The organism is Nocardiopsis alba DSM 43377 (assembly GCF_000341225.1).
GTDB classification, from domain to species: Bacteria; Actinomycetota; Actinomycetes; order Streptosporangiales; family Streptosporangiaceae; genus Nocardiopsis; species Nocardiopsis alba.
Window position 1 is genome coordinate 244,431 of record NZ_ANAC01000001.1, and the last position, 12,805, is coordinate 257,235.

At 69.5% G+C, this 12,805-nt stretch carries 13 protein-coding genes; 6 read left to right on the forward strand and 7 right to left on the reverse strand.

Features of this window, described 5'->3' with window-relative positions:
• Positions 1 to 185: 185 nt before the first annotated feature.
• Both bldC and D451_RS0101030 read right to left on the reverse strand, forming a co-directional pair.
• Positions 186 to 389, reverse strand: coding sequence for a developmental transcriptional regulator BldC (bldC, locus tag D451_RS0101025; RefSeq protein ID WP_013155387.1), 204 nt, complete (start codon positions 387 to 389; stop codon positions 186 to 188).
• A gap of 708 nt (positions 390 to 1,097) precedes the next feature.
• Positions 1,098 to 1,931 carry a hypothetical protein gene (locus tag D451_RS0101030; protein ID WP_014908467.1) on the reverse strand — a complete coding sequence of 278 codons (834 nt, stop codon included), beginning with the start codon at positions 1,929 to 1,931 and terminating at the stop codon, positions 1,098 to 1,100.
• Between the two features lie 253 nt (positions 1,932 to 2,184).
• Here D451_RS0101030 and D451_RS0101035 point away from each other — a divergent pair, with 253 nt between their 5' ends.
• Positions 2,185 to 2,412, forward strand: coding sequence for a DUF3073 domain-containing protein (locus tag D451_RS0101035; RefSeq protein ID WP_014913176.1), 228 nt, complete (start codon positions 2,185 to 2,187; stop codon positions 2,410 to 2,412).
• A gap of 153 nt (positions 2,413 to 2,565) precedes the next feature.
• Here the strand turns inward: D451_RS0101035 and purM are convergent, their stop codons facing one another.
• The 3 genes from purM to D451_RS0101050 form a co-directional block, all read right to left on the reverse strand.
• Entirely contained in the window at positions 2,566 to 3,630 is a 1,065-nt protein-coding gene (gene purM, locus D451_RS0101040) for a phosphoribosylformylglycinamidine cyclo-ligase (protein ID WP_017533101.1), read from the reverse strand.
• 121 nt (positions 3,631 to 3,751) lie between these two features.
• Complete coding sequence (purF, locus tag D451_RS0101045; protein ID WP_017533102.1) at positions 3,752 to 5,248, reverse strand: amidophosphoribosyltransferase; 1,497 nt, start codon at positions 5,246 to 5,248, stop codon at positions 3,752 to 3,754.
• A 66-nt stretch (positions 5,249 to 5,314) separates the two neighbouring features.
• Positions 5,315 to 5,767, reverse strand: coding sequence for a sterol carrier family protein (locus tag D451_RS0101050; RefSeq protein ID WP_014908309.1), 453 nt, complete (start codon positions 5,765 to 5,767; stop codon positions 5,315 to 5,317).
• 479 nt (positions 5,768 to 6,246) lie between these two features.
• On the opposite strand from D451_RS0101050, the gene D451_RS0101060 reads away from it, so the two are divergent.
• Positions 6,247 to 6,864, forward strand: coding sequence for a DUF47 domain-containing protein (locus D451_RS0101060; RefSeq protein WP_014908919.1), 618 nt, complete (start codon positions 6,247 to 6,249; stop codon positions 6,862 to 6,864).
• A gap of 54 nt (positions 6,865 to 6,918) precedes the next feature.
• Here D451_RS0101060 and D451_RS0101065 read toward each other — a convergent pair whose 3' ends face one another.
• Positions 6,919 to 8,490: a PucR family transcriptional regulator gene (locus D451_RS0101065; protein WP_017533104.1), complete on the reverse strand. Its 1,572-nt coding sequence runs from the start codon at positions 8,488 to 8,490 to the stop codon at positions 6,919 to 6,921.
• A gap of 148 nt (positions 8,491 to 8,638) precedes the next feature.
• Between D451_RS0101065 and D451_RS0101070 the strand changes: the two genes are divergently transcribed.
• The 4 genes from D451_RS0101070 to D451_RS26170 all read left to right on the forward strand — a co-directional run bounded on the left by D451_RS0101070 (position 8,639) and on the right by D451_RS26170 (position 11,772).
• Complete coding sequence (locus D451_RS0101070) at positions 8,639 to 9,907, forward strand: NAD(P)/FAD-dependent oxidoreductase (protein ID WP_014909101.1); 1,269 nt, start codon at positions 8,639 to 8,641, stop codon at positions 9,905 to 9,907.
• Between the two features lie 71 nt (positions 9,908 to 9,978).
• Positions 9,979 to 10,428 (forward strand): GreA/GreB family elongation factor, encoded by a 450-nt coding sequence (locus D451_RS0101075; protein ID WP_014908583.1) that lies wholly within the window; start codon positions 9,979 to 9,981, stop codon positions 10,426 to 10,428.
• A 69-nt stretch (positions 10,429 to 10,497) separates the two neighbouring features.
• A complete protein-coding gene (locus D451_RS0101080; protein ID WP_017533105.1) occupies positions 10,498 to 10,911 on the forward strand; it encodes a PaaI family thioesterase in 414 nt (137 codons plus the stop codon).
• A gap of 252 nt (positions 10,912 to 11,163) precedes the next feature.
• Complete coding sequence (locus D451_RS26170) at positions 11,164 to 11,772, forward strand: DUF981 family protein (RefSeq protein WP_202949752.1); 609 nt, start codon at positions 11,164 to 11,166, stop codon at positions 11,770 to 11,772.
• Between the two features lie 33 nt (positions 11,773 to 11,805).
• Here the strand turns inward: D451_RS26170 and D451_RS0101090 are convergent, their stop codons facing one another.
• Positions 11,806 to 12,771 (reverse strand): nucleoside hydrolase, encoded by a 966-nt coding sequence (locus tag D451_RS0101090; RefSeq protein WP_017533108.1) that lies wholly within the window; start codon positions 12,769 to 12,771, stop codon positions 11,806 to 11,808.
• Between the last annotated feature and the right edge of the window lie 34 nt (positions 12,772 to 12,805).

Genomic DNA, 12,805 nt, shown 5'->3' on the forward strand with positions numbered 1-12,805 from the left:
GATGGGTCGAGCGCCGCTCGGCTCCGTTCCCGACTCGGGGTCGGTCGGGAACGGAGCGAGAGGCGTCCTTCTCGGCTGAGAGAAGGGCGGGTGGGTCACCCTGGCCGGATGACCCACCTGAATCCGTCATCGGTAGCCGGAGTACGTCCGGCCGCTCCCCCCGGAATCGGCACAGACCGGGGAGATCACTCCGTACGCTGGCTCGGAATGCCGGCCAGCAGGGCACGAACCTCGGTCTCGCGGTAGCGGCGGTGGCCGCCCAAGGTGCGGATCGAGGTCAGCTTGCCCGCCTTGGCCCAGCGTGTCACGGTCTTGGGGTCCACGCGGAACATGGTGGCAACCTCGGCGGGGGTCAACAGGGGCTCCGCCTCGGGCGTGCGAGTTGACATGTGTACGGCCTCTCCTCCTGGATCTGTGTGCCGATCCTTGAGCCTTGTTCCTGGCACTTGGCCCGGATGTCCAATATTTCCTCTAGGTCCATATTGGCATCACCCGAGGTGATTGCGCGACCACACCAAGCAACTTTGCACGTGGGAGGCCATTGAAAGCCGCCCGTGGCCGCGTCACGCTAAGTGATTCTAGCGACACGTTTAGTGGCATGTGGCGTATTCGGTCAAAACTTCATTCTCAGGCCTCGTTTTTCGCGATCCGGTGTGCCCGAAGTGCTAGGGCGGACCTGGCCGAAACCCGAGTGGGGAGGCCTGATCGGGGAGAGGTCGTCCCTGCTCGGCCGGGTTTCGAGGGGGATGCGGGGTGGATCGTGGGCGAGGCCGCTCGTCCGCTTCGGTCGGTGGGTGGCGCCACGCGGATCCTCGACGTGGCGGGGGTTGCGTTGTCGTCGTGTGTGCGATCGGTGACCGTCTCGCTACAGTCTACGTCGATACCTATCGGGCGTTATGCCCAGTTTCACGATGCTTGATGTCGTCTCCCCCTCGAAGTGGTCCTCCTACCGCCTTCACATGCGAAAAGAAGGTCGGAGGGGGCCGAGAAACCTGGTGTACCAGGTTGTCCGACGGCGTGGCGCTCGCCCTTTCGGAGCGGATGATGACGACGAACGCGGGGGTCGTGTCCACGAAAACCTGGGAGGAACGTGACACTCAGTTGGCGTGCTCCAGAGCGCGCACCGACCTCCAACGTCGAGTGATCCTCCTGCGCAGCTCCACCACGCGACCTCCGTCACCCTTCGCCAGCGCCTCGATGGCGTCGGAGATCTCGGCCACCGAATGGTCCTCGCTCAGATGGTCGTCGCTGAGCAGATGGGGGAGCCCTCCGTAGTCCAGTTCGAGCAGGGACTCGGGGTGGGCCACCAGGGACAGCCACTCGATGAGCCGTTCGGTCGAGGCCGAGACGGCGTGGTCCCCGATGTGCTCGCGCAACACCGCCACGGTGTGCTCCAACCGTCGCCGGGCCTGCGAGGTCCGGGTCAGGTACAACAGGGTCCTGGTGGTCCCGGCCGACAGGACCAGACACCGCTCCCGATGCTCGAAGGGGATGAACCACGGCACCGGGATCGTCCAATTGCTCGACAGGATGCCCGGGCTGGTCTCGCCCCCCGAATCGCGCCATCGTCGATAGCCCACCTCGGCCCGAGAGACCTCGGTGGTGGGCACGAAGGCGTCGAGCAGGGGCTCGGGTGTGGCGTCGGAGAACTCCGCGAAGGCGCGCCACGAACGCAGACGGGTCTGCCACGGGCACACGTACAGTCGCTCGTTCACCCGGCGCAGATAGGCGTCGCGGCTCTCCTCCGGCGGGGCGATCACCGGAGGGGTCGTGATGACCCGCCCCAGGCTCTCGGCGTGCTCGGCGGTCAGCGCGTTGATCCGCTTGGGCCGGTTCCGGGACGCGGAGTATCCCTCCCAGTACCTGCGGTCATGGGGAGAGAAGGCCGTGATCGGCTGATAGACGCGGAGGTAGGCGGTGTAGGGCAGCACGATCGCATCGTGGCACAGATCGTTGCGTCAGGCACTCACCTTGGGAAAGGCCAGGTCGCAGGGGGTTTGGTACGCACGCCACATCCATCACCCCCGGGTGGCGTAGGCAGGGCGTGGTCCGACCAGGTACGGTTGTGTGTGTACGTAAGCTGACGCCTGCCGTCAGTCTCGTTTGACGGCCGTCAGCCTGGTAGTGCGGGTTAGTAAGTGATCTGGGGTTCGTCGGAACCCAATCGTTGAGGGGGTCGAGCCAATGGGGCGCGGCCGAGCCAAGGCCAAGCAGCAGAAGGTCGCCCGGAAGCTCAAGTACAGCACCGGTGGCACCGACCTTGATCGGCTGCGGTCGGAGCTGGGTGTCGCTGAGGGCGAGGGGTCTACCTCCGGACCATCCGGTCCGGAAGATCCTTACGCGGATGCTCACGACGACCTGGTCGACCGTTACGCGGATCTTGCCGACAAGTACTCGGACTCCGACAAGTAGTCGCACGTCGGCCGAGACTTTCAGGTCGCTCGGATGACAACCGCTGACCTGTAGCGGCCGCGGCTTTCTCATGGAAGTCGCCGCGGACAGGTGGATATAGCCGGTGCGAACCACCCAGGTGGTTCGCACCGGCTATATTCGCGTCCGTTTTTCTCACGCGTTCCGGTACTCGCCGTCCAGCACGGCCCGACCGGAGCCGGAGGTCACCACACCCAGGCGCCACGCCGGGACCCCGCGGTCGGTGAGCACCTCCAGCGCGCGTTCGGCGTCCCGCTCCGCGACGATCGCCACCATGCCCACGCCCATGTTGAACGTGGACTCCATGTCCTCCCGGGACACGTCGCCCTCGCGGGCCAGGTATCCGAAGATCGGCAGCGGTGACCAGGTGGAACGGTCCAGTCGGGCGTCCAGGCCCTCCGGCAGCGAACGGGACAGGTTCGCGGCCAGACCACCGCCGGTGATGTGCGAGTAGGCGTGCACCTCCACCGCCTCGGTCAACGCCACACAGTCCTTGGCGTAGACCCGGGTCGGGGTGAGCAGGACCTCTCCCAGGACCCCGCCCAGCTCCGGGACCTCCGAGAACAGATCCAGGTCGGCGCCGTCCACGATGTGCCGCACCAGCGAATAACCGTTGGAGTGCGGACCGGAGGCGCCCATCGCGATCACGACGTCGCCCTCGCGGACCCGGTCCGGGCCGAGGATCGCGTCGCCCTCGACCACGCCGGTGCCGGCGCCGGCCAGATCGTACTCATCGGGGTCCATCGATCCCGGGTGCTCGGCGGTCTCGCCGCCGACCAGCGCGCATCCCGCCTGGTGGCAACCCTCCGCGATCCCGCCGACGATCTCCGCGATCCGCTCGGGCACCACGGAACCGGTCGCGATGTAGTCCGTCATGAACAGGGGTTCGGCGCCACTGACCACCAGGTCGTCGACGACCATCGCGACCAGGTCGATGCCGATGGTGTCGTGCGTGTCCATCTGTCGGGCGAGCATCACCTTGGTGCCCACCCCGTCGGTGGAGGTGGCCAGGACCGGGTCCTTGTACTTCGCGGTGTCCAGGCGGAACAGGCCCGCGAACCCGCTGGCGTCGGTGACCTGCTCGGGCCGGCGTGTCCGTGCGACGTGACGCTTCATCAGGTCGACGGCGCGCTCCCCGGCGGCGATGTCGACACCCGCGGCCGCGTACGCGCCCGTCGCCCCTGTGCTGTCGGCTGCCACGCGAGTTCTCCTCGTGATTCTCTGCGGTGATGTGCGGGAACGCTCCGCCGCCCCGTCTTCGGGAACGCCGGAGGAACCGGCCGGACGTGAACGTGGCGGGCCGAACGGCCCGCCACGTGGATCAATGGCCGCCTGCGGCCACCGTGGACCCCTCAGGGGTGCCACAGGACTTCTCCAGCAGGTACTTGCCCTGGGAGTCGGCGTCGACCTCCAGCGGGTAGACACCGTCGAAGCAGGCGCGGCACAGCCGTTCCTTCGGCTGCTCGGACGCGGCGATGAGCTCGTCCAGGTCCACATAGGCCAACGAGTCCGCGTTGACGGACTCGGCGATCTCGTCCACCGAGAGGTTCGCGGCGATCAGCTCGGCGCGGGTGGCGAAGTCGATGCCGTAGTAGCAGGGCCACAGGACGGGCGGGCTGGAGATGCGCACGTGCACCTCGGCCGCTCCGGCGTCGCGGAGCATGCGGACCAGGGCCCGCTGGGTGTTTCCGCGCACGATCGAGTCGTCCACGACCACCAGCCGTCGGCCCTCGATGACCTCGCGCAGCGGGTTGAGCTTGAGCCGGATGCCCAGCTGGCGCAGGGTCTGGCTCGGCTGGATGAAGGTGCGCCCCACGTAGGAGTTCTTCACCAGGCCCTGGGCGAACGGGATGCCGCTGGCCTCCGCGTACCCCACCGCCGCGGGGGTGCCCGACTCGGGCACGGGGATCACCAGATCGGCGTCGACCGGGTGCTGCCTGGCGAGCCGGCGGCCGACCTCCACCCGGGTGGAGTTGACGTTGCGCCCGTTGATGGTGGTGTCGGGGCGGGCGAGGTAGACGTACTCGAACAGGCAGCCCTTGCGGCGGGCCGGGGCGAAACGGCGGGAGCGGACCCCGTCGCCGTCGATGACCAGCAGCTCTCCGGGCTCGATCTCGCGGACGACCTCGGCGCCCACGATGTCCAGTGCCGCGGTCTCGCTGGCCACGACCCAGCCGCCGGCGCCGGAGGTCTCACCGAGGCGCCCCAGCACGAACGGGCGGATTCCCTGGGGATCGCGGGCCGCGTAGAGGGTGTCCTCGTCCATGAACACCAAGGAGAAGGCGCCCTTGACCTGGGGGAGCAGTTCCAGGGCCGCGTCCTCCAGACGCAGACCCTCGCGGACCTTCGCGGCGAGCAGGTGGGTGAGGACCTCGGTGTCCGTGGTGGCCCCACCACGCTGTTCGGGCAGGGCGGCGGCCAGTTCGGGGGTGTTGATCAGATTGCCGTTGTGGCCGAGCGCCAGACCCCCCTCGCGCGCGGTGTAGAACGTCGGCTGGGCGTTCTCCCACACCGGCGACCCGGTGGTGGAGTAACGGCAGTGGCCGATCGCGAGGTGGCCTCTCAGAGAGTCGAGAGTCGCCTCGTTGAAGACCTGGGAGACCAGCCCCATGTCCTTGTAGACGACGATCCGCTCTCCATCGCTGGTGGCGATGCCCGCGGATTCCTGTCCGCGGTGTTGGAGCGCGTAGAGGCCGAAGTAGGTGAGCTTGCTGACTTCTTCGCCGGGTGCCCAGACCCCGAAAACGCCGCAGGCGTCCTGCGGGCCGCGTTCGAGCGGATCGAGGTCCATGGAGAGCCGGCCGTCGGAGAACGACACACGCACAGCTTAGCCGCTGGCCGATGGCGCACGGGCACGTGGGGGCGGGGTGGGGCCGGGAACCCCTCACACGGCGGGGTCGGAGGGCCACAAGGGCAGCTGTTCGGAGAGGTCGGCCCGGACCCCGCTCGCGCGCACGTCGTGCCCGGCGACGGCCTCCTCCCAACCGAGCAGCCCACAGGCCAGGCGCAGCCAGGTGACGGGATCGGTCTCGACCACCCCGGGCGGGGTCCCCCGTGTGTGCCGGGGCCCCTCCACCGCCTGGACCGCCCCGTACGGAGGCACCCGTACCTCCAGGCTCCGACCCGGGGCCCGGTCGGCCAGGATCGCCAGGCTGCACCGCACCGCGGCCTTCACCGCGGGCCGCGACGGCCCCTCGGCGCGCAGGACCGCGCGGGCACAGGCGGCCACGGCCTCCTCGTCGGTTCCGGAGAAGGGAGGTTCGCCCAGAGCGGAGAGCTGTTCGTCCAGAGCGGCGCGCAGACGCCGGACGGACGCCGGGGACAGAGCTGAAGGCATGCCCGAAGCCTACGGGCGCGACGACCCGCGCGCGCTGGAGAAAGGTGAGGACGGCCCCGCGAGAAGGCACGCCGACACTCGGGAGGGGCGGGTGACGATCGGGTGAACGGAAGGGGTACTTGTCATGTCGAGGAGTTGGACCCAAGGTGGACGTCGGAGGAGAGAGGTGGAGGAGTCCGCCTCTCTCCACCCCCCTGGGTGATTCCTGTCTCATCGTTCCGCTGGCCGGCCGGGGCGGGACACGGTAGCGTCCCGAAGCGTCCCGGTGTCGTTGAGATTGGGAGGATTGCGGTGGAACCCACGCCCTGCTGGTGTTCACCGCGCCGACACAGGCGGATGAACAAGGGGTGACCCGGACCGGACCCACCTCCCCCACACCGGGGCCCGGGCCCGGCGAGCCCTGCGCTGTCGCGCTGAAGCAACTGGTCAGCGCCCTTAACATCCACCAAGGAAGACCACCGCACCATCGGGAGAACGACGTGCGCCTGCGCTTGCGCCCGCGTGATGACAGCTACTACGAGATGTTCACCGACTCGGCGAACAACCTGGTCATCGGAGCCCGCCTGCTGGTGGAACTGATGAGCGACGGAGCCGACCGGGAGGCCATCACCGAGAAGATGCGTGCCTGCGAGCACGCCGGTGACGACGCCACCCACGCCATCATGCGCCGACTCAACAAGAGCTCGGCACCTCCGCTCCACCGCGAGGACATCTACCGTCTCGCCTCCAACCTCGACGACGTCATGGACTCGATGGAGGCCGCCGTCGACCTCATCGGCCTGTACGGCCTGGAGCGTCTCCCCAAGGGGATCATCGACCAGATCGAAGTGCTCGAACGCGCCGCCGAACTCACCGCGGAGGCCATGCCCCGGCTCCGGACGATGAAGGATCTCACCCGCTACTGGATCGAGATCAATCAGCTGGAGAACCAGGCCGACCGCATCTACCGGAAACTCCTCGCCAAGCTGTTCAGCGGCGAGTACGACGCCCTCACCGTGCTCAAGCTCAAGGACGTGATCGAGGAACTCGAGACCGCCGCCGACGCCTTCGAACACGTCGCCAACACGGTCGAGACCATTGTGGTCAAGCACGGATAAGGCCGGGGTTAGTCCGGGGGTCGGTGCACACGCCCTTCCGTGCCGGTCTCCGGGTCAGGGGTTGTCGGCGTAGGCCTCCAGGGTGATGGCCAGGGCCAGCCGGGCGCGGGGGTCGTCCAGGCGCAGTGCCGTCACGTCGGCCATCCTGCGCATGCGGTGTCGGATCGTGTTCGGATGGACGCCCAGTTCATGGGCGGCCCGGTTCGGGTCGCCCTGGGCGCCGAGCCAGGCGCGCAGCGTCTCGGCGTAGCGGGTGCCGTGCTCGGCGTCGTAACGGGTCAGGTCGGCGACCGGGCCGTCGGCCGGCCGACGGCCCGAGGCGGAGGCCATCCGGAGCCGGTGCACCAGGACCTCGTCCCAGGACTCGTCGTAGGCCACGGCGGGCCGGTCGGTCCCGTCGGGGCGGTCGGCGTGCAGGGCGAGGCTCTCGTCGGCCTCGCGACGGCTCGCGGGCAGCCGCGCCAGGTCCGCCGGGCCTCCGATCCCGGCGTTCACCACCACGTGCGGGGGCAGCCCTCGTGTGGTCTCGGACACCCACGCGCGCGCCGGGGCCGGGTCGGCTCCGCAGGGCAGGACCGTGTAGACGGTGCTGCCGAACACCGTGCTGCGGCCCGGCCTCGACCAGCCGAAGCCGGTGGTGGCCCGCTCGAAGGTCAGCAGGGTGGCGGAATGGCGCTCGTCGGACGTGTGCGCCTGGAGGGCGACCACACGGTGGGGCGTCGCCGCCAGCCCGAGCCGTCCGGCCGCCTCGGTCGGATCCATGGCCCCGGCCAGCAGCCGGTTCACCAGGTCCGACTCCACCTGGCGTTCCAGGTCCGCGCTCACTCGGGTGCGCAGCATGTGCAGCGCGACGGTCCGGGCGCCCTCGGTCAGCAGCGTCGAACGCTCGGGGTCCAGTGGACGCTCGCAGGACGTCCACAGGGAGCCCAGGAACTCGCGACCCACCCGGACGGCCACGGCGGTGCGGCCGCTCAGGCCCAGGGAGGGCTCCGGCGGCAGGAACAGGGGCTCGTTCGAGGACTCCAGGTGCGCGGTGACCCCCTGGCGTTCCAGATGGCGCTGCATCTCGTCGGAGACGCGACGGCCGAGGATGGTGTCCAGCCGGGCCCGGTCGGCATCGGTCTGTCGGTCGGAGTAGGCGAGGAGCCGGTAACGGGGGTCCTCGATGGTCACCGCCCCGCCGACCTGGGAGGCGATGGTGTCGGCCAGCGCGGGCAGGTCGGCCGGTCCGCGCCCGGCCTCCGTCTCGCCGCCCTCCAGCACCAGTCCGTAGACCACTCCGGCGACCTGACCCCACGAGACCGACGTGTCGACCACCAGAAGGGCGATGCCGTGCTCACGGGCCGCCTCGGCGGCCTCGACGTAGGGCTCGCCGCTCTCGGCGGCCTCCGGAACATGCGGTGGCCGCACCACGACGGCCATGGCGCGGGCACGCTCGGCGAGCGCGACGGCGTGCGCCGGGTCGCTCACCCCCATGGCCAACAGGACGTCGCCCTTCTCCCGGCCGGGGACCCCGGGGTCGTGCAGGGCCACGCCGCGCAGTACCGTTTCCGGCGACGGTCGTGGTCCCACCAGACGGGTCCCGTATGTGCCGAGGATGGTGACCAACCGGTCCAGCAGAACCATCCCGCCACCCCTCCCATTGTTCGAAACCCACTTCACACTAGGGCGAAATTGTGCTGTCCTGACAAGGATCTTCCCGTGTCGACGGGGGAGACTCGGAGCGGGCGCGGCACCGGGTCCGCTCATCAGCATGCACTAGGGAGAACGAGCCATGTCCGTGAAGGGCGCGGGGGTACCGCGTACCGTCATCGTCGTCGGCGCCGGGATCGTGGGCCTGTCGACCGCCTGGTACCTCCAGCGGTACGGGGTCGGGGTCACGGTGGTCGAACGCGACACGGTCGCGGCGGGATCGTCCTGGGGTAACGCGGGCTGGATCGCTCCAGGGTTGACGATTCCACTGAACGACCCGTCGGTGTTCGGCCACGGGGTGAGGGCCCTCCTCGACCCCCAGGCGCCGTTGTCCATTCCGCCCACCACCGACACCGGTCTGCTGGGCTTCCTGGCCGCCTTCGCCATCAACAGCAGGCGTTCCACCTGGGAGAGGGCGCTGGTCGGCAACGTGCCGCTCAGCTCCGTCAGCCTGGACGCCTTCACCGAGCTGACCGAGGCCGGTGTGGGTCTGAAGGACGGCCCCAAGACCGAGGACGCCCCGGTCACGGCCCTGTTCACCAGTGAGAAGCGCGCGGCGCACCTCCTGATGGAACTGGACCAGGTGCGGGCCGCCGGCCTGCCTCTCTCCTACGCGGCCCTGGACGGGGAGGCGGCGCGCTCGCAGAGCCCGTTCGTCTCCGGGACCGTTCGGGCCGGGGTACGGATCGACGGGCAGCGCTACGTCAATCCGGGCCTGTTCACGCACGCGCTCGCGGACTCGGTACGGGAACGCGGCGGCAGCGTCGTCGAAGGCTTCCGGGTGACCGGGGTGGAGGCCCGCGGGGACGGCTTCCGACTCCGTTCGGCGCACGGCGAGACCGAGTCCGCGGACGCGGTCGTCGTGGCCACCGGTGCCTGGCTGGGACGTCAGGGACGTCCCTGGGGCGTCACCGTTCCACTCAGGGCGGGACGCGGATACAGCTTCACCGCCCCGACCGACGGTCCGGTACCCGGGCCGCTCTACCTGCCGGAGGCGCGGGTGGCGTGTACGCCTCTCGCCGAGGGGCTGAGAGTCGCCGGAACGATGGAGTTCCGCGACATCGACGCCCCACTCGCGGCGGACCGGATCTCGGCGATCGCGACCTCGGCCGCCCCCTACCTGACAGGGGTCGACCTGGAGGCCCGCACCGACACGTGGGTCGGCTCGCGTCCGGTCACGGCGGACGGACTGCCGGTGATCGGAGCCACCCGGATCCCGGGACTGTACGTGGCCGGCGGCCACGGCATGTGGGGCTTCACCCAGGGGCCGGCGACCGGCCGGCTGCTCGCCCGGGCGGTGGCGACCGGAAGCGTTCCGGCGACGCTACGCCCCTTCGACCCTCTCCGGTGAACGACGTTCTCGTCCACCGGGCGCCCCGCCGAACATCGGCGGGGCGCCCTTCCTCTTCCAAGGAGTCAACGATGTCCAACGACAGTACGGCCTGGCTCACGCCGGGCGCCCACCGTCGGCTCACCGTGGAGCTGGCCGCCCTCAACGGCCACACCGACACGGCCGAGGCCGAGAGTCTGGGGATCCGTCTCGCCGAGGGCAAGGACGCCCGTGAGGCGCGGATCCACAAGCTGGAGGAGCTCCTCAAGCACGCGGTGATCGGTGAGGCCCCGCCGGACGACGGTGTCGCCGAGCCCGGCATGATCCTGACCGTCCGCTATGGCGGCGAGGAGGACACGGAGACCTTCCTGCTCGGTGTGCGCGAGGGCGCGCTCGACGAGGAACTGAGCGTCTACTCTCCCCAGTCCCCGTTGGGGCAGGCCCTGCTCGGCGCGGTACGGGGCGAGGAGCGTTCCTACGCGGTCCCCAGCGGCCGGACCGTCAAGGTCACCCTCGTGGACGCGGTTCCCTACCAGGCCTGAAGCGGTGGGCCGCCCGTTGGAGGGCGGCCCACGCCGCGCTACGGTGAGGGCCCCGTGTTCGGAGGTGCCATGTCCGAAGAGATCACTCTCGACCTCGCCCGCCTGGTCCTGGACGCCCAGCCGTTCAGCTCGCTGATCGGGGCGCGGCTGGTCGGTTTCGAGGAGGGGAGCGCCGTCCTGGAGGTGGACGTCCGGGACGAACTCCTCCAGCAGAACGGTTTCCTGCACGGCGGTGTGCTCTCCTACGCGGCGGACAACGCCCTCACCTTCGCGGGTGGCAGCGTCCTGGGCGCCTCCGTGCTCACCGGGGGGTTCACGATCGAGTACCTGCGTCCGGCGGTCGGCCGGACGCTCTCCGCCCGCGCGCACGTGGTGGAGTCCACGCGACGGCGCGCGCTGTGCCGCTGTGACCTGGTGATGGTCGGCGACGAGGGGGAGCGGACCGTCGCGGCGGCTCAGGGGACGATCACCCGGATCGAGTGAACCTCTCCTTTGAGCCAAGCGGGCGAATCGGGCATGGAAAAACAACCATCACATACGTGACATCACGCGGAGTGATGTGTGAACGTGGCAGAGTCACACTCTGTGCATGACGGCACATCGGCTCTGAAGTGGGTGCGCGACGATGGGGGACTTTCTCACCGGTGTCGAAGGCGGTCTTCGGATCGACTGGGCGACGATGCCGACCTACAACACGGTGATGGCGCTCGCGGCGGGGCCGGCCTGATCCTGGTGGTGGCCCTGGGGCGCGCGCTGCTCCAGGGGCGCAGGATCGTCCCTGACGGCTGGGCGCTCGCCTTCGCGGCCTTGGGCCTGCTGTTGACGACGACCGGCCTGCACATGACGCTCACGTGGCCTCTGGCGGCCGGCGGGTTCCCCTTCGACAACATCATCTTCGGAGAGCCGAGCCTGGTGTTCGGTGTCCTCCTGCTGGTCGCCTCCTTCTACCTGTGGAAGCGCGGCGAGGACCTCAACGGGCGTGAACGTCCCGTCGAGCACGCCGCCCGAGTGGCCGGCCCCGTCTCGGTGCTGATCTTCGGTATCGGCCTGGCCTCGTTCGGCATCGCCGCCGCCGGATGGGCCTTCACCCTGTTCGCCGCACCGCCGCAGGAACCGATCTCCGGCGTGTTCGGCGCCTACCCGTGGCTGGAGGCCACCTTCATCTCCGGCCTCTACGTGCTCGTGGGCATCGGCGCGGTGCTGTTCCCGTTCGCGCTCAGAGCGCTCGGCGGCCCCCTGTGGACCGTCATCGGGATCGTGTGGGGGATCGCCGGTATCGCGTTCCTGCTCTTCGGCGCGTTGAACTACTACACGCACATCGGCCTGGTCATCAACACCATGTGACCTCGTGAACCGCCCCGCGCCCGGGAGGTCGGGTCACAGACCGCCGATCTCCCGGGCGGGGACGGTGCGCCGCGACAGCAGCGACACCAGGTACTCGAAGAACCCCTCGGAATCGATCTCCTCCACGACCCGGGCGTTGGCCTCCAGCCCGTGGACGCCCCAGGACATCGCCGAGTAGCCGCGGGTCAGCTCACCGGCGGTCTCCACGTCCACGTGGTAGGGCGTGGCCCTTCGCACCAGCTCCGGCCGGATCAGGGCCGCGGCGGTCAGGGAGTCGGGGTGGGTGGTGCCGTCGATCCCCACCTTGCGGTCGAACTCCAGCGTGGCCGAGCACACCCGGGTGAAGAACGAGGACAGCGGCGTCCCCAGAGCGGCGATCCGATCCAGCCGCTCCTGCCCGAACACCGCCTGCCGGAGCGTCAGCGGATCCCAGGGCACCACGGTGACGTCGAACCCGGCGGCGAACACCGACTTCGCCGCCTCGGGGTCCACGTAGAAGTTGAACTCGGCGGCGGCCGTGATGTTGCCCCGGCCGTTGTTGGAACCGCCCATGACGTACAACGCCTTCACGTTGTCGACGAAGGCGGGGTCCTTCGCGAGCGCCATGGCGATGTTGGTGAGCGGACCGATCGCCACGATCGAAAGCTCACCGGGGTTCTCAGCGGCCATCCGGACGAGGGCGTCCACCGCGTGCTCGGACTCGACGGCCAGACCCTCGCGGTCCATGTCCAGCCCGCCGGAGCCGTCCCCGTGCACGTTCTCCGCGCTCACCCACTCGCGTACGAGCGGGCGCCGGCATCCGAGGTGCACGGGCACCTCCCCGAGTCGCCCGGCGACGTTCAGGGTCAGGAGGGCGTTGCGCACCTGCTGTTCGAACCCGACGTTCCCGGCGACCATGGTGATCGCCCGCAGGTCCGCCTCGGGGTCGAGAAGACCCACCAACAGCGCCACGCAGTCGTCCTGCGCGGTATCGGTGTCGATGATGAGCGGCGTCGTCATGACGAGGTCCCGCCCTCTCCGTGTTCGTGCCGTT